The sequence below is a fragment of the Mesorhizobium sp. M0663 genome (assembly GCF_040320585.1).
Classification (GTDB): Bacteria; Pseudomonadota; Alphaproteobacteria; order Rhizobiales; family Rhizobiaceae; genus Mesorhizobium.
Genome location: NZ_JAMYPX010000014.1, coordinates 46539 through 64969, shown reverse-complemented (window position 1 = coordinate 64969; position 18431 = coordinate 46539). Strand labels below are relative to the sequence as shown.

Here is an 18431-nt window from a genome sequence, read left to right as displayed (position 1 = left end):
CACCTTGCGCGCCTCGTGGCATAGGCCAGCATATCCGCCTCTTCCTGCGTAGGGACGCCCTTCCGAACATCCATCTGCAAATGGGGCAGGTGCTTGCCTTGGATCGGCACTGTGCGCCGCCACCAATCTCGCGTAGAAAGCCCCTGGCCTAACCCGGCCCTGCGAGGCGAGAAACTCCATGCGAATAGTGTTGCCTGTCCTGTTGCTCGGCCTGGCCTCCGCCGGCCTGTCGCCCGCCAAGGCCGCGGCGGGCGATTGCGGCGATGCCGCCGCGCTGGTGCAGCAGGCCTATCCCGAGGCCCGAAAGAGCGCCGACGGCACCTCGTTCACGCTTGAACCTCATACTAGCATCACCTCAACGCTCCCGGAGAGCGATGCGCCGTTCGGCCTGGTCTGCAAGATTTGGCCCGCCGATGTCGACCTGCTGTTGGTCGCAGTGCCGCTGATTGACAGGGCTAACGGCGACCACCTGCATGTCGGCGATATCGAGCTACTGGTCGTCGATAGAAAGAGCCTGCGGGTGCGCCAGCGCCTGCTCCAGCCTGGACTGATGACCGATGACGCGATTGTCATCGAGAAGGTGGAATTCGACACCGGCCGTTATGCACTGGCCCCTGAGGTCACCGCCTTCGGCCTGCGCATCGAAATGGCAAACCATTCGCAGGCCACTCCCTTCACTGAAACCGACCTGCGGCTCTACGCCCTTGCCGACGATGCGCTTCGCTTGGTGCTCGACGGCCTCGTGGTGGCCGGCCATGGCGGCGATAGCGATGCCAGTTGCGCCGGATCGTTTCATTCCAGCCAGGTCAGCCTGGCGATGAGCCCGGCGCGCCATCATGGCTATCACGATATCACCGCGGTCGAGCGGACGGATACCGACAATCCCTCCCCCGACAAGGATGGCGAATGCCATTCCCATCCCGGCAAGGCTGTGAAGCGGACCTACCGGCTGCATTATGACGGCAGCCGCTATCCGGTTCCCGCGGCACTCAAGGTGATGGGGTTGTAACGCCGCCGCACACATCCCTGCCTTGGTTCGTCAATGTGATCAATTCCAGTTGAATGGGTATCGACCATTAATTCTCTCGTGGTAGGAGGCGCTCAAGGGGGCTCTTCCCAAAGGAGCTGATGATTTGTGGTGGTCAAGATTCAAAAGGGGTTTTGCAGGAACGTGGGACGACAGACTTGACGGGCTATTCTCCGCAAAGGTCGACTACGCCGGAAAATCCATTCTCGATGTTGGCTGCAATATGGGTGTTGTCGCCTATGAGATATCCAAGCTGAGACCCAGCTCGATCCATGGGATCGACATTGCCAAGCCGCATATCGAGACTGCAAAAATGTTATTGAGTGGCTCCCCGGTACATGCCAGGTTCGATCGCCTAAACCTCGGCAGCCGGCGCCTCGGCAATATCCTTCTACCGAAATACGATATCGTCCTGCTGCTGGCCGTCTACCAGCACATGCAGCGCAACATCGGCCCAGGCAAGGCGCGAAGGGTGCTTTCCAATATTGTGAGGCGCACCTCAAACGTTGTTGCCCGCGTTCCGCCTGGAACGGATGGCGAATTTATCGACACGCTTTCTGACGAGGGTTTCCAGGTTAGGAGCACTCACACGTCGCCTCTTGGTAGTCATGTGCTGGTGCTTGAGAAACCCACCCTAGGAAATCCGCAGCCATAGAGATTTCGCATCGCCAGTGGCAATCTGCCCCACTAACATCCCATGTGTCAGCAGCGGCGCCGACCCGCTGCTGACTGCAACTCGGCCCGGGAACGCCCATTCGCCGGGAGAAGCATGTCGCGGCTGCGGTGTTCCCTGCCACTGCCTTAACAGACTGGCGCCCGTTGGCGTAGGTGACGAAGACGAGTTTGGCCGCCACGGCGAGAGCACTGCCCGTCCCGCCTGCGGTCAGCGCGCCGCCGGTGTTGAAATTCAGCCATGTGCGCTATCAGCTCGCAGGCGCCCGTCCAGCGCTCTGGCTCAGGGCGCCGGGCGAGTGAACAGGGTTCGGAATAGCTCCTCACCACGCCGCAGTCCTTCATCTGTCAGAACCACTGACTTCGCCTTGTTTGCCGGATTCGCGATCAGCCCCTTCTCGTGCAAGCGATCCAGAGCATTCCAATCCAACCCCTTCCAGGCGCGCCTCTCTTCATGCAGCGTCAGCCAAAGCAGGCCCATAACGGCATCGTCGATCTTGTCGGTGTCGATCTCCATGCAAGCAGTTTAACACGCGAAAGCGCCGCTGCACGATCCACACCGGATGGTTGCTCCCTGCCACGAGCGTTCGCCTGAAAACAAGTGCCTCACTCAGGCGTCGCATCCGCGACGGCGTCATTGGGGGGCGACGAGCCGGGAACGGGATTGGAGTTCATCATGATGCCTAAGCGGCCGTAGCAGCGTTGCCGCTGGCAATGAAATGCGGATTGGCGAAATCCTCGTCGTCGCTCTGGTTGCGCTGCAGGCGAGCGGCTGACCGTCCAGCGTACGCGTCATGCCGCCGGCAGCGCGCAGTACCACGTCACCCGCCGTAGGGTCCCATTCCATAGTGCGGCCGAAGCGCGGATACGTTTTGCGGGACGCTTTCTTTTCCGACCCGCTCTCCGACCGCAGAAGTCTCAACCTTGCCAGAGGTGAATTTTTGACCCCTGAGCGGTTAATCGCGGAGCGCATTCCGGGCCACAACCGACTTTGCGACATCCCTTCACTGATTCACTGCCCGTCCAGCGCCAGAATGCGAAATCCGCTGTGAGGGTCGGGGCCTCGCGACAACCGCTCAAGGTCGTTCCGTCATTGCAGGGCTGACGTGTTTTCATCGAGCCAAGACTGACTCTGGTACCGTGCCGGGAATGAGCTATAGTTCACATACTAAGACGGCCGGGCGCTTGCACAATGGCTGGACTGGGTGAACAGATTGCGCGTCAGCAGCGCACCATGGGACCGCTCCTGGTGGCGGCAGTGGGCATCGGCCTTGTCGGTCTGCCCGTCGCAGCCTGGCTCGACCTCCGAGACCTGTCGGAACGGATGCTGCGCAGGCAAGCCAGCGAAATCAGCCGCATCATCGACGAAATGCGCGGATTCTACGGCAGCGACGTCGTGGGACGCGTGCTGCAAGCTAACGGCGCTGTGACTGCGACGCACAACTACCGGGACGTGCCAGGCGCGATCCCTATTCCAGCAACCCTCTCGATCGAACTCGGCAAGCGCATCAGCGCTCATGACGGGTCGGTCAAATATCGGTTCGTCTCGGATCTGCCTTTCAAAGGTCGCGCGCCCCACCAGCTCGATGCGTTCGAGCGGAATGCAATCTTGGCTTTGCGCGCCAACCCGAAGGAGCCGATCATCGAGGTCTCGGGTTCACTGTTTGACCGGCAGGTCCGCGCCGCGGCCCCTGTCATAATGGGACAAGTGTGCGTGACCTGCCATAACTCACACCCGGACAGCCCCAAGACGGACTGGAAGGTAGGGGATGTCCGAGGGATCCAGGAGATATCAGTCAATCAGCCTATCGCCGCGAACGTGCTGACCTTCAAGTATCTGCTCCTATATTTCGGTTTCGCGGCGGCGGCGGGCCTGACGTTCATTCTCCTGCAGCGTCGGCAGTCCGCGTTGATTCAGGGCATCAACAAGGAGCTTTCCGAGGCAAACGACTTCCTGGCCGCGATTTCATTGAAGATCGCCAAATATCTTTCGCCTCAAATCTACAAAAGCATCTTCAGCGGCCAGAAGGACGTCACCATCGCGACCGAGCGCAAGAAGCTCACGATCTTTTTCTCCGACGTCAAGGATTTCACCGCGATCGTGGAACGGCTCCAGCCCGAGGACCTGACGCTTCTCCTCAACGAGTACTTCACCGAGATGTCGACGATCGCGCTCAAACACGGCGGCACCGTCGACAAGTTCATCGGCGACGCGCTTCTTGTGTTCTTCGGAGACCCCGAGACACAAGGCGTCGAGGAAGACGCGAGAGCCTGCTTGCGCATGGCTGTCGACATGCAGCGTCGGCTGGAGCAGTTGAACAGGGTGTGGCATGACCGCGGAGTTGAACGGCCCTTCCGAGCTCGCATGGGCATCAACACGGGCTATTGCAATGTTGGGAACTTCGGTTCCGATGATCGGATGGACTACACGATCATTGGAGCCGAAGCGAACTTGGCGGCCCGGCTGCAATCGATTGCCGAGCCCGGCGGCATCTGCCTCAGCTATGAGACTTACGCGCTCGTGCGCGACCTTGTCCGGGCGCGTCCGTTAGCCCCGATTGCCATGAAGGGGATCAGCCGGGAGGTTGTCCCCTACGAAGTCGAGGGCCTCCTGGGTGAACTCGCCCAGCGCCCTCAGGTCATCAGCGAGCATGCGACTGGTCTCGACTTGTTCCTCGATGTTGAGGCAATCGACGAGAACGGGGTGGAGCGGGCGAAGAAACGACTTTCGGAGGCGCTCCTGGCCTTAACCATCCGAAGCAAGCCCGCCGCATTTTAGGTTCTTGAACGTGATCCAATCTGGACCGTGGCCAGCCAAGTAAAGTCCGGTTCAACACCGTTCAGCCGCGCCGGGTCCCGGCCAGGCGTTCGCGCGCATCATCCTCGTTGGTCATCAGCGCCGTCAGGGCCGAGGCGTCGATGAACATCAGTCATTCTCGTACAGGCTGTCGCGAAACGCCTTGTCGGCGGGCCTGCCGTGATCAGGCTTGCCCCGGGGGCTCGCAGATCACGGCAGAATCTGACGCCGATCTCTACGAGGGACGGTCTAGCCTGTTCGCGCTCAAGCTCATGCTTGAGCGCGGCATGGACGGCCTCTGTCAGACCAGTCCTCTTAAGTGCGGCGACCCGGCGGGCCAGTGCGTCGGTCTCGGGATTTTAGATGTGGAACGCCATCACTCGCTCGTATAGCCGTTCAAGTGTTTCGGTATACAGCAATTTGGATACACCCGTGTGAAGGCCCCGCAGCATCGACCGGACACGAAGCGAATCGGCCACGCCGACCCAACTGTCGGCTGGATAGGGATCGTACCGCTGTGTTTACAGATCTCGAGCAGTATCTGAGGTCGCTTGCATAAGTCACTTGCAACACCCGCACTTTCGTACGGGTCTGGAACTGCGCAATCACCGTCTAGCCAAATCCAGCAACCTTGCCGCTGGCGATGAAATGCGGGTTGGCGAAATCCGCGTCATCGCTCTGGTTGCGCTTGCCGTAGGCGAGCGGCGCACCATCCAGCGTGCGCGTCATGCCGCCGGCAGCGCGTAGCACTGCGTCACCCGCGGCAGTGTCCCATTCCATGGTGCGGCCGAAGCGTGGATAGACGTCCGCCTCGGCGCCGGCGACGAGGCAGAATTTCAGCGAGGAGCCGACCGAAACGATCTCCGCAGCGCCCAGCGCGCGGATATAGGCCTCGGTTTCCGGCGTGTTGTGGGAGCGGCTGGCAACGACGGTCAGCGGCACCATACCGGCCCTTGCCGAAATCGGCTGGCGGTCGACGATCTCGTAGTCGTCATTGATCGCGATCGCTTCCGCTTTGCCCGGCCGGCCGGAAAAGAAGCGGCCGGTGCAAGGCGCGAAGACGACGCCGATCTCAGGCACGCCATGGCGAACCAGCGCGATGTTGACAGTGAAATCGGTCCGCCGGTTGACGAACTCCTTGGTGCCGTCGAGCGGATCGATCAGGAAAAAGGCGTCGCCGAGATCCGGCGCCATGATGCCGGCAGAGGCTTCCTCCTCTGCCACGCATGGAATCTCTGGAAATGCGGCGCGTAGCCCGGCAAGGATGATCTTTTCGCTCTCGCGATCCGCCTCCGTCACTGGCGAATTGTCCGATTTGCTGTCGACCGCACAGCCGACACGAAAGACACGCATCACCTCGCGCCCTGCCGCCAAGGCAAGGTGCTCGAAGACGGCGAGCATCGCTTCGTCGTCAGATACCGCCGCCGCTATCATATTGGTCTTCGGCAATGTCCCGCTCGTTCAGCCAGTGTTCCAGGGCGTCCACCATCTCCCCGGCCGATCTGCCGAGGGTCTTGAGATGGATTTCGGGCTTTTCCGGCACCTCATACGGTGAATCGACGCCGGTGAAATTCTTGATCTCGCCGTTCAACGCCCGCGCATAGAGACCCTTCGGATCGCGCCTGGCGCATTCCTCGAAGGGGGTATCGACAAACACCTCGACGAATTCGCCGTCGGCCATCAATTCGCGCGCCATGCGCCGCTCGGCGCTGAACGGCGAGATGAACGACACGATGACGATCAGCCCGGCGTCGGCCATCAGGCGTGCCACTTCGGCGACGCGGCGAATGTTTTCGACACGATCGGCGTCGGTGAAACCGAGATCGCGGTTGAGTCCGTGACGGACGTTGTCGCCATCCAGAATGTAGGTATGCCGTCCAGTGGCGAAGAGCTTCTTTTCAAACAGATTGGCGATGGTCGACTTGCCCGAGCCCGAAAGCCCGGTGAACCAGAACACGGCCGGCCGCTGGTTCTTCATATCGGCACGCGCGCGCTTGCCGACATCGAGCGACTGCCAGTGGATGTTTTCGGCGCGGCGCAGCGAATGCAGGATCATGCCGGCGCCGACCGTGGCGTTGGTGATGCGGTCGATCAGGATGAAGGCGCCGGTGGTGCGGTTTTCGGCAAACGGATCGAAGGCGATCGGCGAGCGCGTCGAGATGTTGCAGATGCCGACTTCGTTCATTTCAAGCGACTTGGCCGCCTCATGGGCAAAGTCGTTGACGTTGACGCGGTATTTCAGGTCGGTGACGGTGGCGCTGGTCTGGTCGGTCTCGGTGCGCAGGATGTAGGAGCGGCCAGGCAGCAGCGCATGTTCGTCGAACCAGACGATGTTGGCGGCGAACTGGTCGGCGACCTGCGGCCGCGCCGCCGGCGATACCAGCATATTGCCGCGCGAGACTTCCACCTCGTCGTCGAGGACAAGGGTGATGGCCTGGCCGGCGATAGCCTGCTGAAGATCGCCGCCATGCGAGACGATGCGCCTGACACGGGAGGATTTGCCGGATTTGGCGACGACCACCTCGTCGCCCGGCGCAACCGAGCCGGAGGCTATGGTGCCGGCGAAACCGCGAAAATCGAGATTGGGCCGATTCACATATTGGACCGGAAACCGGAATGGCAGTTCGACCGCGGCCTCGTCGACCGAGACGGTTTCGAGATGTTCGATCAGCGTCGGGCCGGAATACCAGTCCGTCCTATCGGAACGGCCGGTAACGTTGTCGCCATAGCGGGCCGACATCGGAATGGGCACGATTGTCTGGAAGCCGAGCTCACGTGAGAATTGCGCGTAATCCGCGACGATCTTTTTAAAAACCGCCTCGTCGAAGCCGACAAGATCGATCTTGTTGACGGCGAGCACAATGTGGCGGATGCCAAGCAGCGAGGCAATGATCGAATGCCGCCTGGTCTGACGCAGCACGCCCTGGCGGGCATCGATCAGTACGATGGCGAGATCCGCCGTCGATGCACCTGTCGCCATGTTACGCGTGTATTGTTCGTGGCCGGGCGTGTCGGCGACGATGAACTTGCGCTTTGGCGTGGCGAAGAAGCGATAGGCGACGTCGATGGTGATGCCTTGCTCGCGCTCGGCCTCGAGGCCGTCGACCAGCAGCGCGAAGTCGACGTCGTCGCCGGTGGTGCCGTGCTTGCGCGAATCGCGCTCGAGCGTGGCCAGCTGGTCCTCGAAAATCTGCTTGGTGTCGGAAAGCAGGCGCCCGATCAGCGTCGACTTGCCGTCGTCGACCGAGCCGCAGGTCAGGAAGCGCAGCAGCGACTTTCGTTCCTGCGCCGCCAGATAGTCGCGGACACCGTCGGTCGGGGCGAGGCTCTTGGCCATGATATGGTGCATGCTCAGAAATACCCCTCGCGCTTCTTCTTTTCCATCGAGCCGGCTTCGTCGCGGTCGATCAGGCGACCTTGCCGCTCGGAAGTGCGCGCCGTGAGCATTTCGCCGACTATCGCCTCCAGAGTGTCGGCGTCCGAGTCGATCGCGCCGGTCAGCGGATAGCAGCCGAGCGTGCGGAACCGCACCATCCGGTTCTCCACTGTTTCGCCGGGCCGCAGCTGCATGCGCTCATCATCCCTCAGGATAAGCATGCCATCGCGCTCGACGACCGGCCGCTCCTTGGCCAGATACAGGGGCACGATCGGGATGTTTTCCTGAAGAATGTACTGCCAGATGTCGAGCTCGGTCCAGTTCGACAACGGGAACACCCTGATCGATTCACCGGCAGCGATGCGGGTGTTGAAAATCTTCCACATCTCCGGCCGCTGGTTCTTCGGATCCCAGACATGCTGGGCGTTGCGGAACGAGAAGATGCGCTCCTTGGCGCGCGACTTCTCCTCGTCGCGCCGCGCGCCGCCGAAGGCAGCGTCAAACCCGTATTTGTCGAGCGCCTGCCGCAGCGCAACCGTCTTCATCACATGCGTGTGGGTGTTTGAGCCGTGGTCGAACGGATTGATGTTGTCGCGCACGCCGTCTTCGTTGACATGGACCAGGAGGTCGAAACCGAGCTTTTGCTGCATCTGGTCGCGAAAGGCGATCATCTCGCGGAACTTCCAGGTCGTGTCGACATGGAGAAAGGGAAAGGGCGGCTTGGCCGGATAGAATGCCTTCATCGCCAGGTGCATGAGCACGGACGAATCCTTGCCGACCGAATAGAGCATCACCGGCTTGGCGAAAGCCGCGGCCACCTCGCGAAAAATATGGATGGATTCGGCCTCAAGCCGCTGAAGGTGCGTAAGTGCGATGTTCATGGACTGCGAGCGTTCTTTCGTACCGATCCACGGAAGGGCCTGCATCGGAGGCGACCTTCAGCCGCCCGATTCAAACTGCACTTCCGGACAATCTATTCTCGTGCGGGCGTTCTAGCAGATCGTTCCGGTCCAGAACAATGCAAGACAGGCTTGCGGCCGAATGGTTCGGGAATGAATTTTCCGTACGGCCAGCAAAATCGGGAAATTTCTGCTCAGCGAGCGATTGCACTTGGTAGGGGCAGGAAAATGTTGCCTGAGCCTCGGAACCCGAGAGCCAGGAGCCGGCTCGCCTCACAGCGGTCCGCCATGTTCTGGCCACGCCAGCCGTGGCGACGAGGTCGCTAGGACGAAGTTCCGATGGGAACAAACAGCTTGTCACCGTTGTGATCGATCTCGATCATCTCGCTCTTGCGGCTCAAGCGTTCGGCAAATCCTTTGTGGAAGATGATGGCGTTCATATAGGCAAAGGTCATCGCCAGCGCCCCGGTTCGCAGCGGATAATCGACCAGCGAATGAATGAGAAGAAAAGACACCGAGAGGAATGCCGCCTTCTGAAAGGGGTCACGGCGAACCCTAGCCAATGCAGCGAATAGCAACACGAAATAGCCTACCATAAGTAAAATCGCAGGAATTCCCCCTTCGAAGGTAATTTCAAGGTATTCATTGTGAGCATGATTCACATACTCCCTGAAAATCATGCCTGCTCTTTCGTATATCTGATAGGCCTTCTGGAAATTCCCGAATCCAATGCCTGTCGCCCAATTGTCTTTGATGCCCTCGATTGTGGTTCGCGCAAATTCTCCTCGCCCGAACGCCGGATCAAGCGCCTGTGCATCCAATTTGGTCCAGGCGCTTATCGTGTAGATCGAAAGTGCGATAAAGATCAGGAGAACGCCGAACCCACTCGCCCTCGAACGAGCTGAGAGAAAGACTACAGACAATACGGTGATCGCCAACCCGATCAGAACACCGGCGCGAGAACCGGCGGCCAAAAGAAGCAGCAAAAGCGCGATCAAGCCGAAGGATCCGGACAAGAGATGCCCGCGGAACAGACCATAATAGACGACGAAGGGAATAGACACAAAAAGCAACGCCGAAAAATGATTTACGTTGGCAAAAAGGCCGGCATTGATCGTAAAAGGCAACAGCCCGACAATAGCGACGTCGTCGGAGAGCGAATATTGAATCGCTCCCGCCAAACCATTGCAGATAACACCCATGAAGAAAAACGGAAGGAGCGCGCTGACCTGCTCGGCACGCAAACGCAATACGGCCAAAAAAAACGCTGTGGCGGCCAGAAAATAAAGCAGGCATTCGACCGTCCGGCCGACCCCTACGCTGATGAAACGAAATCGGCTTTCTCCAACCCAGGGATCTCCGAGCAACAGCTCCGGCCGCAACCCGTTGAATATGGCTGACGGCAATGGGACGATTTGCAAAACGATCAACGCCATAGCGAAGACCAGCAGCCACAGAACAGGCCGGGCGATTCTCTGGCCGGGGGTTTGCGAAAAGACGGCCGCGGCCGAAACTATCGCCGCGACCTCGATCAGAGTGTCTGTGTAAAGGCCGCTCGCAGTACCACCACCGATCAGCAGCGATACAAACAAGACCGTGCCGAGGAGATATTTATCCCATTCCGACGGCCGGTCGTTCAAGATGGAAGTCTCTCAACGCTCAATTTGTGCATTATCAAGGTGCCGACATATCGAAATCGCCAGCTCTCGGCAATGGCGGCGGTCTGCAGCGTCAATAGTTGCATGGGGCAGCCAGTCGGTACAACCGAGAAGTCCTGGCTCAGCTTTTGTCGGTTATATGTGCCCTCGGGGATGTTGAACCTTGCTATTTCGCCGGCCGGCCCCAAGCATTTGATCGACCAGAACAATTCCTTTGGAAGCTTCAGGTTTCGCGCAGAGGCAACAAGGGAAATCTTATACGAGCCTGGAGGCAATTGAACATATTGCTGAAGGGCAGTGTTCTTGACCGGGGTATTCAAGAACCGGACCGTTGCCCCACCCTCGCCCTCCACAGCATCCCGGGATGCTGCAAATGTCACTTCCAAGCCAGATTGACCGGGAACCTGCCAATCGAAAGGCTTGCCGCTGGGGACCGGCTCGAACGTGCTGTTAAAAATGTATCCGCCTAATTTTCGCTCTTGCTCAGACAGGGTGAAAAGAAACAGCCGATAGGCTGGTTCATATTGCTTCTGACGAATATAGCCGCTGATCGCGGCTGTGAGTTCACTCGAATTCGGTGGTGCGCTTGATCCGGTCAAATCGAGCAGCAGCCGATTTGCGAAATTGATCTGCTCAGGAGTTTTGATAAGAGCGTAGATCAGACTGGCTCTCCAGGGCGCCTGCGCCCTGATGGCCATCAGCACGGCTTGATAGCCATCGGGATTCGAGAGAATTGGCGGCATGCCCTCGGCGATCGCCGGAAATTGGTCCGGCCAGCGGCGCAGCAAGATGTCGATCTCGCCAACGGCCTTGGGCAAATCACCTGCTTCGATGTTGCGGCCAATTGACCTCTGTAGTGCATGGATCTCTGTCTTGGACAATTTTCGGGCTTGATCGAAGAGCTGGTAGGCCTCGTCTTTTTCGCCTTGCCGGTATTTGATCTCACCAATCAGGCTATAGAGACGTGCATCGGCCAAATCGAAGGTGAGCGCGCGCTTGGCCTTGGCAAGCAAGGCATCAAGATCGGTAGCATTATTCGTATCGTTCAGGTCACTGCTGATTTCAGCTGTCAATGCGTCGGTGTTGAGCGGGTCCAGCACAAGAGAAACAGCCGGTGTTTCTGTTTCAAGAAATCGACTTAGCCCGATCGAGGAAGCCACCAACACTAGAACGGATGCGACGAACCAAACGACTGAATGTCGGAGACTTTGCATAAGCGGGCTGGCTTGCTCCATCATCGACTTTGCCCTCAATCTTGGGAGTATTCGTGTCCGTCCCGTAGTTATAATACTGATAGTTCATATATTTGTAGGCATAATTGTAGTCGAACTTGTTCACCGCAAACTTTGACATCGCGGCTCCGACCACGTTCGCGCCAGCAGCTCGCAGGCGCTTCAACGCGGTCTTGGCCGACTTGCGCGTCACCTGATTTGTAGAGATGACCATCAATGTGCCCTCAGCGAGTCGGCTGAGAATAGGAGCATCAGAAAGGCCGACAATCGGCGGCGCATCGATAATGACAAGATCGAAGCGCTTGCCGAGATTGGTTACTATCAGAGCCATCTTCGGTGAGGAGAGCAGATCCGCAGGATTTGGAGGGATTGTTCCCGAAGTTAGAACGGTCACGTTGGGATATTTCGTCGCCCTGAAGATGCTCGCCAGATCCTCCTTGCGCACGGTATTTGTCAGGAGATTGCTTAGCCCGATCGTATTGTCGAGACCAAACAGGCGATGAAGATTTGGTTTACGGAGATCGCCGTCGACAATGAGAACCCTTGCGCCGAGTGCTGCAAAATCTTGTCCGAGTTTAAACGATGTCGTCGACTTGCCTTCCGAAGGCTCCGAACTCGTGACGACCAGCGATCGTGGGGCGCCTTCCGCACCGGAAAACTGTAGCGATGTTCGAAGCGAACGATAGGCTTCCGACAGGCCGGACTTCTGATCGGCGATACTGGCCATGAGTTCCCGGTCATCGACGAGCGGCAAGATGCCGAGCATTGCCAAGCCGAGCTCCTTTTCAACCTGTTCGGGATTGGTGAAGGTGTTGTTCAGCAGTTCGATAACATAAATGACAGACGCGCTCAGAGCCATGAAAAGGGCCAGCGCGATTGCAAGATTGATGCTCAAGCGCGGGGAATATGGCCGATCCGGCAATGACGCGAAATCGACGATTGCCGCACTTTGCGTCTTGAGCTCGGAGCTGACACCAACTTCGTTCAGTTTGGCGATAAGGTTGTCATATTGCGACCGGTTCGAATCGACATCGCGCTTGAGAATTGTGTATTTGATGTTCTTGTCGTTGAAGATGACCTGCTGCTTTTCCATCTCAGCAAGTTTGGACTTGAGATCGGCCTCCTTGTTCTGCGCCTCCTGATATTTCAGCCGCAGTGAATCCGTTATAGCAAGCACGCCGTTGTTATAGAGCCGCTGCAACTCCTTGATCTGGGACTGAAGCTGCTGCATTTCGGGAAAACCGGGCTTGAGAATGCCCAGCTTCTGCTGGTACTGGCTGGTCAAATCCGCCAGTTTTTCATTGAGCTTCTGCAGACCTTCGCTTTCCAAAACTGGGGCCAAGCTCGAACCGCGACCTTTATCTATCTGGTCCACAACACGTCCTGCGTCGAGACGGTCCTGGATCGCTGTCGCAAGGGCGGTATTCAGCGCCTCGATGTTCGATCCTATCAGCGACTTGTCGTCGCCGGTTATCGTGATGCCGGCATCCTTCGCGTAAGCGACCAGATCCTCCTCCGATTTCTGGAGCTTCTGCTTCACCTGCAGAACCTGTTCCTGGATGAACTGTCGTGCAAGGTCGGATGTTTCGCTGGTCTGGTCGAGGCGTTGGTCAATAAAGCTTTGCGCGACCTGGTTGGCGATATCGCTTGCATATTTCGGCTTCTGATCGACGAAGGTGATCGATAGCAGGCTCGTGTTGGTGACCAGGTTGACCGTGAGGTCGTCCAAAACACGCTTGATAGCAATTTCCTCGCGCTCCTCTGGGGTCTTCTCCTCAAAGGAAGGCGATTTGGAGATACCGAACGCGCGATAGAAAATATTGCTGAGGGAAAAGGCTGGCGTGGGAAAAAGGAAATCCGGCTTTTCGCTGAGACCCAGTTGAAACACAACACGCTGCGCCAATGCGCGGCTTTTGAGTTTTTCACGTGCGGTCAGGAAAGCCCGCACGTCGGCATTTTCAGAAACTACCTCGATGTCCTGGAAGACCTTGGCCGAAGGGACCAGCACTTCCAATTGCGTCGTTGCCTGGTATTTCGGCGTCTGCATCATCGTGATGATGACACCGGCGACAAGCCCGGCTGCCGCCATAATGACGAACAGCCACCGATACTGGACGACGTAGAAGAGCAGCTTGAGCGGATTGAAGCCCTGTTCCTGCTCCGAATAATCGCGACCGTAAGGGCTGTAGTTTTGCCCGCCGTCATAATAGAGGTCGGCGGACAAGGCTTGGCCATGTCCTGGACCTGCAATTTGATGCTGCCTGTTGCGATCGAGCATGGTGCGAAGTGATCCTATTCGACTGACCGGCTACGAACTATATCCCAGGGATGACGGCAATTCGCGCGGCACTGGAGGCTATGCCTAGCGCGTCCTTGAGATTGTTCACGGCAATCTTCGATTTTGAGGCAAAGACGACGACCTTGTCCCCACCGTAGATCCGCGGGTTACGGGCCTTGCCGGCACGAATTTCCTCCACGTTGTAATTTGCGACCAAGGTATTCTGGCCGATATTGCGATAGACGAAGACCTTGCTTGCGTCCCCAACCGGGCTGAAATTTCCTGCCAGAGCGATCGCGTCCAGAAGCGAGGAATTACTCGTTACCGGAAAGATACCGGCCCTGTTGACTTCGCCATCGACGGTTATGCGCTGCCCAATCGACTCCTTTACGAAGATCGTCACATCGGGTGACTGCAGGTAGTTGGCGCCGTAGGCCGTCTCTATCTCTTGCTCCAGCTGACGAACGGTTTTGCCTGCCGCGGTAATGGTTCCGATAAGCGGAAGCGATATCTGGCCGCTGGAGTCGACTTGAACTGTTCGGCTCAAATTGTCGACCTGAAATACATTCACTTCGAGCACATCGTTCGGAGACAAAGGCTGCTCGTTGCCGTTCTGGGTGTTTTGCGGCGGAGGCAGATCCTTCACCACTTTCAGCGCGCCGCCGCCTGAAAGTGGCGTCGATGACGACGTCAATTGCAGCGCATCCACCGCACTCGAGGAAGTAGGTGTCGTCGACGAGGTGCTCGTGCATGCCGACGTTGCAAGCGAAGCTAGCAAGACGAGTGCCATGCCTATGTGGCTTTTTACCAAATGAAAAATGCCCATCACGCGGTCCCGCCCTTGAATAGGCGGCCCAATCCTCCAAAACGGCCGGCGTTACCGGCGGTTGGGTTTTTCGGACGTGCTTTTCCGATCGGCTCAATGGGGCGGTTCGCCAATATTTCGCCTGGACGTTTCAACACCATGTTGCGGGCCTCGTCTTCCCCACACCGCTTGGCAGCAGCAGCAACCGCCTTGGAAAGCCCAGGACGGCGGCGCGTTGCGCTATGAGTATCCGATGCGATGATATCCACCCTGCCCTCGTCAATCAGCTTTTCCGAATAATAAAGCGCCGTGCGTCCAAAAGCACCAACAATCGAGTCCGCGGTAAGCTGGATGAGGCAGCCGACCGCATTCAACCTCTCGATAACGTCGTAATTCGTTTTGATCCAGGTCAAACGCTCCGGATGAGTAAGAATCGGGATAAAGCCGGCATTTATCAGGCGTAGAGCAAGATCCTCCATTCGTGGAGGTAGAACATGATGCGGCGGTTCGAACAGAAAATAGCGCGACCTATTTAAGGTTGGCACGCTGCCCGCCACCAATTGGTCCGGAAGATCCGGCGCTATGTGAACGTCTGCACCGACGTAGAGAGCAAGTGGTATTGCGGCGCCGCGCAATGCCTGGTGCAACTCTTGAACCGCCCGAACGATGTTCGATGTTCCGTTTTCGTATACGCCGGGCGTCACGTGTGGCGTGCACGCCATATGGGTCGTTCCGTCGGCCACCGCCAGTCGAGCCATTTCCAGTGATTCGGCAAGACTGGGCGAGCCGTCGTCGAGGCCGGGCAAGATATGGGAATGTAGATCGATCATGGGCGTTTGTGACAGCAGCGAAGCAACGTGGCGACGTCATCCCCAAAAAGTATAAATGCGTCATCCGCAAGACAGCGAATGACGCATTTGTCAAGTTCATGCGATACGATGGATGCTAGGTCCCGGCTACTGGCGGACAGAGTCGTCGTCATCATGCAGGCCGATGATCAGCGCCGCACCGGCGGCAAAAGCTGCGCCTGATGTTTCGAGCGCTACACACATGCCGCCCTTCCGCAGGATTGACCTTGATCGTCGCGTTTGCCGTATCCGAAACTTGCACCAACACGCAGCAGCAACAGATTGCGATTCGACCATCTGCCTGGATAGACCGGCACTTCGCCCCTCATCCCGGCATGTTCGCCAGCCTCAGACATCCGCATGCCGCCTTGGCTTAGGCGACCCGACCGACGCGACACCAGCATACACGCCAAGTGCGCTCCACCGCGAACAACAGACACACAGCAGCAGCGCCATACGCCTCTGCTGCCGTTGCCTTATTTACTACGCGGTCAACTTAGTCGCTAACGGCGTGGCCGTGATCTTTGTCCGCCGTTGCAGCCAGAACACCAGCCCCAAGAGCCATGCCGCCAAAAATAAGGGCCGGCGTGTAGTTGGTGCTGTTGGTATTGCCCGTCTGGGCGGTCTTCTCAGAACCCAAGACATTGAGGCAGATCTTATTCTCGACACGCGAGATATCGAGCGTCGAATTCGCCGGGACGCTCACATTGCAGCCACCAACCTGAACCGAAGCCGAGCCCTTGGAGCCAACCACGACACGGCTGCCGAAATCAAGCGCGCCGCCCGCTTGCGCCGGGCCATAGCCAGCCACCTGCGAGATCATCACGTCGCCATTGACGCTGCCGAGCGATCCAATCGGATTTACGCCGTTATAGGCGGTTGCACAGGTGCACGACCCATCCTGCGCGAAAGACGACACCGGTGCGAAGCCGGCCAACACAACAACTCCGGCCAACGCACTTTTCAAAACTAGGTTCATCCGCATCAATCCTTCTGTCCCACGTTACCTGAGGCCCACCCAACCGCTAAGGTACTCAAAAGCGCGTAACAGCTTTCTGCGCCAATTCCAACCCATTTCGCAAATGCGAGATAATTTTTGGTTTCGGTGTGGTTGATTGAACACACCATTAGAATATCGAAATGTATCATCTTTACTGTCGGCCGCAATACAGCGCGTTTGCCAGCGAGCCAATCCGGCGTTCCTTGGGGCACCGGCGTCACCTTCGTTTCGACGGCTACGCCACGGGTCCGCAGGAGCTACGAGCCCGGCACGCAAGGTTTATAGGTCGAGCCCGCCTGCGCGGGCTGCCCGCACAGAATGCCTGCCTCGACGAGCTTCGCAGCCAGATCCGTTCCGCCCAAGGTGAGACACTGCACGACGACGGCGTCACGAAATTTTGGCGCGACATTGCCGTCGCACGGTGTCCCCAAGCCTACGGGTTTGCATGTCAATGCGAGTCCTTGATAGTCCCGGCGCATGGCCTCGGTGACCATGACCCGCATTGACTGGGGCTTGGCAAATGCGACGCCGCACAGCACGATCTTGCGGCCGGCGACCCGCAGATCGTCGATTGATTGGACGTCAAGCTTGCCATCGAATGATGTGGGGACTTCCACCGGCTTCGGCGCCGGTGCGCGAATATTTGTTCCCTTGTTGATGACGATGAAAAGAAAGCCGCCCGCAAACGCCAGCGCTATGAATGCAAGTGCGGCTACCTTCCCGATCGACAATTCCCACTCCCGATTGAACGATCAACGCGCGGCGGTTTTGGTCTTTTCAAATAAGGCAAGGAGTGCTGCCGCGTAACCCCGTCGGCGGAGCTGTTGCCGGCCTTGCAGCACGGCGATGCTGTCGCGGACAAAGCGTGGGCACTGCCCGATTTCGAGCAGACGCTGCGCCAGGGCTTCCGCATCGTCAGGCGGGAAGAAGAGCGCGTCCGGAGCCTGCTCGCGATGCAGCCGGATGTCGGACAGCAACATGGGCGCGCCCAGCGATTTCGCCTCTTCAACGGTGGTCGACCACCCCTCGAAGTGGGAAGGGTTCAAAAGACAGTCTGTCGCACCGATCAGAGCAACGACATCCTCATAGGGGATCAATCCGAGGTGTCGAAAATGGCCTTCGAGCCGATGTGCTTGCGCAAGGTCCATCAGATGCTTGAACAAGGTCGGATCGCGTGGATCCGTGGTGCGCCCCGTCATAATTATTGGCGGCAAGGCGTCCAACGCTCCGAGCCGGGCTATATGCTGCAACGCCTCGACGACCACTTTGTGGTTCTTGTGGATCCAAAACTGGTTGGGCAGGAAAAAGAAGCGCTCGGGCAGATCGTGCGCCCGGCGCGCGGCTTCGGTGCGCGCCATGACGGTGCCTGGATCGAGATCGATGGCGAAGCGCACGACGGCGGTCTTGCCGCGCGAGGCCGGGTAGAATGTTTCGCAATCGGCGAGCGCATCCTCGCTAGAGAGCATTATGGTGCGGTTGCCGGACGTCTGCAGACGGAACCCGAGATCTCTGCGCCACCAGGCGCGACGCGGAAACAGATGCGGCAGGCGACGGTGCTGAAAATCCGGAATCCAGGAAATGACCGGTAGCGGAAATCGGTTGCCGAACCACTGAGCGACTTCAAACACAAGATCGATGCCGTGCGCGGCGACAAGATTCGCAAAAGCCCGATCGCTTCCGCCAGCGAGTGCGATCAGCCCTCGCTTGCCAAGCCCGGCGCCCGTGACCCGGTCGTCGACGATGGCAGGCGCGGCCAACATGTGATCAAAGGACGTGCCAACGCTCGCATGCTGCTCGGGCGTCAAAAACAGCTTCGCCTGGACCTTGCCGCCCAACTCG

The 18431-nt window shown here is 58.4% G+C and carries 16 protein-coding genes and 1 pseudogene; 3 read left to right on the top strand and 14 right to left on the bottom strand.

The genetic code is table 11. From position 1 onward, the window contains the following. The first annotated feature begins 178 nt into the window (after nt 1-178). Nucleotides 179-1009 (top strand): PA3715 family protein, encoded by an 831-nt coding sequence (locus NKI54_RS22320; protein WP_352692417.1) that lies wholly within the window; start codon nt 179-181, stop codon nt 1007-1009. Nucleotides 1010-1133: 124 nt separating this feature from the next. Then, nucleotides 1134-1682 (top strand): class I SAM-dependent methyltransferase, encoded by a 549-nt coding sequence (locus NKI54_RS22315; RefSeq protein WP_352692416.1) that lies wholly within the window; start codon nt 1134-1136, stop codon nt 1680-1682. Between the two features lie 300 nt (nt 1683-1982). Here NKI54_RS22315 and NKI54_RS22310 read toward each other — a convergent pair whose 3' ends face one another. Together NKI54_RS22310 and NKI54_RS22305 are read right to left on the bottom strand one after the other, a co-directional pair. Next, on the bottom strand, nt 1983-2216 hold the full coding sequence (locus tag NKI54_RS22310) for a DUF6429 family protein (RefSeq protein WP_352692415.1): 234 nt from the start codon (nt 2214-2216) through the stop codon (nt 1983-1985). A 166-nt stretch (nt 2217-2382) separates the two neighbouring features. Further along, nucleotides 2383-2567 (bottom strand): annotated as a pseudogene (locus NKI54_RS22305) (inositol monophosphatase family protein); the annotation flags it as partial. Between the two features lie 324 nt (nt 2568-2891). Between NKI54_RS22305 and NKI54_RS22300 the strand changes: the two are divergent. Beyond that, nucleotides 2892-4478 carry an adenylate/guanylate cyclase domain-containing protein gene (locus tag NKI54_RS22300; RefSeq protein WP_352692414.1) on the top strand — a complete coding sequence of 529 codons (1587 nt, stop codon included), beginning with the start codon at nt 2892-2894 and terminating at the stop codon, nt 4476-4478. Nucleotides 4479-4576: 98 nt separating this feature from the next. On the opposite strand, the gene NKI54_RS22295 is transcribed toward NKI54_RS22300, so the two are convergent. From NKI54_RS22295 to NKI54_RS22240, 12 genes are all read right to left on the bottom strand, one after another. After that, entirely contained in the window at nt 4577-4801 is a 225-nt protein-coding gene (locus NKI54_RS22295) for a hypothetical protein (RefSeq protein ID WP_352692480.1), read from the bottom strand. 307 nt (nt 4802-5108) lie between these two features. Continuing rightward, nucleotides 5109-5897: a 3'(2'),5'-bisphosphate nucleotidase CysQ gene (gene cysQ, locus NKI54_RS22290; protein ID WP_352692479.1), complete on the bottom strand. Its 789-nt coding sequence runs from the start codon at nt 5895-5897 to the stop codon at nt 5109-5111. Nucleotides 5898-5907: 10 nt separating this feature from the next. Further along, nucleotides 5908-7845, bottom strand: coding sequence for a sulfate adenylyltransferase subunit CysN (gene cysN / locus NKI54_RS22285; protein WP_352692413.1), 1938 nt, complete (start codon nt 7843-7845; stop codon nt 5908-5910). Between the two features lie 2 nt (nt 7846-7847). Then, nucleotides 7848-8753, bottom strand: a complete 906-nt coding sequence (gene cysD / locus NKI54_RS22280; RefSeq protein ID WP_352692412.1) for a sulfate adenylyltransferase subunit CysD — start codon at nt 8751-8753, stop codon at nt 7848-7850. Nucleotides 8754-9094: 341 nt separating this feature from the next. Next, nucleotides 9095-10411: an O-antigen ligase family protein gene (locus tag NKI54_RS22275; RefSeq protein ID WP_352692411.1), complete on the bottom strand. Its 1317-nt coding sequence runs from the start codon at nt 10409-10411 to the stop codon at nt 9095-9097. Beyond that, complete coding sequence (locus tag NKI54_RS22270; RefSeq protein ID WP_352692410.1) at nt 10408-11595, bottom strand: tetratricopeptide repeat protein; 1188 nt, start codon at nt 11593-11595, stop codon at nt 10408-10410. The genes NKI54_RS22275 and NKI54_RS22270 overlap by 4 nt, the downstream gene beginning before the upstream one ends. Next, a complete protein-coding gene (locus NKI54_RS22265) occupies nt 11555-13939 on the bottom strand; it encodes a GumC family protein (RefSeq protein ID WP_352692409.1) in 2385 nt (794 codons plus the stop codon). The genes NKI54_RS22270 and NKI54_RS22265 overlap by 41 nt, the downstream gene beginning before the upstream one ends. Before the next feature lie 37 nt (nt 13940-13976). Then, nucleotides 13977-14765: a polysaccharide biosynthesis/export family protein gene (locus NKI54_RS22260; RefSeq protein WP_352692408.1), complete on the bottom strand. Its 789-nt coding sequence runs from the start codon at nt 14763-14765 to the stop codon at nt 13977-13979. Beyond that, the gene (locus NKI54_RS22255) at nt 14765-15574 is read right to left on the bottom strand and encodes a tyrosine-protein phosphatase (RefSeq protein WP_352692407.1); all 810 of its coding nucleotides are present in this window, start codon (nt 15572-15574) and stop codon (nt 14765-14767) included. The genes NKI54_RS22260 and NKI54_RS22255 overlap by 1 nt, the downstream gene beginning before the upstream one ends. A 514-nt stretch (nt 15575-16088) precedes the next feature. Then, complete coding sequence (locus NKI54_RS22250) at nt 16089-16571, bottom strand: hypothetical protein (RefSeq protein ID WP_352578540.1); 483 nt, start codon at nt 16569-16571, stop codon at nt 16089-16091. Between the two features lie 278 nt (nt 16572-16849). Beyond that, nucleotides 16850-17323 carry a hypothetical protein gene (locus NKI54_RS22245; RefSeq protein WP_352692406.1) on the bottom strand — a complete coding sequence of 158 codons (474 nt, stop codon included), beginning with the start codon at nt 17321-17323 and terminating at the stop codon, nt 16850-16852. A gap of 21 nt (nt 17324-17344) precedes the next feature. After that, a complete protein-coding gene (locus NKI54_RS22240) occupies nt 17345-18427 on the bottom strand; it encodes a glycosyltransferase family 4 protein (protein ID WP_352692405.1) in 1083 nt (360 codons plus the stop codon). Nucleotides 18428-18431 lie beyond the last annotated feature (4 nt).

Bases quoted from the DNA above. Each gene is read 5' to 3' on its own strand.
- NKI54_RS22300 (WP_352692414.1), top strand. From the start codon at position 2,892: ATGGCTGGACTGGGTGAACAGATTGCGCGTCAGCAGCGCACCATGGGA.
- NKI54_RS22320 (WP_352692417.1), top strand. From the start codon at position 179: ATGCGAATAGTGTTGCCTGTCCTGTTGCTCGGCCTGGCCTCCGCCGGC.
- NKI54_RS22310 (WP_352692415.1), bottom strand. From the start codon at position 2,216: ATGGAGATCGACACCGACAAGATCGACGATGCCGTTATGGGCCTGCTT.
- cysD (WP_352692412.1), bottom strand. From the start codon at position 8,753: ATGAACATCGCACTTACGCACCTTCAGCGGCTTGAGGCCGAATCCATC.
- NKI54_RS22260 (WP_352692408.1), bottom strand. From the start codon at position 14,765: ATGGGCATTTTTCATTTGGTAAAAAGCCACATAGGCATGGCACTCGTC.
- cysN (WP_352692413.1), bottom strand. From the start codon at position 7,845: ATGCACCATATCATGGCCAAGAGCCTCGCCCCGACCGACGGTGTCCGC.
- NKI54_RS22250 (WP_352578540.1), bottom strand. From the start codon at position 16,571: ATGAACCTAGTTTTGAAAAGTGCGTTGGCCGGAGTTGTTGTGTTGGCC.
- NKI54_RS22265 (WP_352692409.1), bottom strand. From the start codon at position 13,939: ATGCTCGATCGCAACAGGCAGCATCAAATTGCAGGTCCAGGACATGGC.
- NKI54_RS22255 (WP_352692407.1), bottom strand. From the start codon at position 15,574: ATGATCGATCTACATTCCCATATCTTGCCCGGCCTCGACGACGGCTCG.
- cysQ (WP_352692479.1), bottom strand. From the start codon at position 5,897: ATGCTCGCCGTCTTCGAGCACCTTGCCTTGGCGGCAGGGCGCGAGGTG.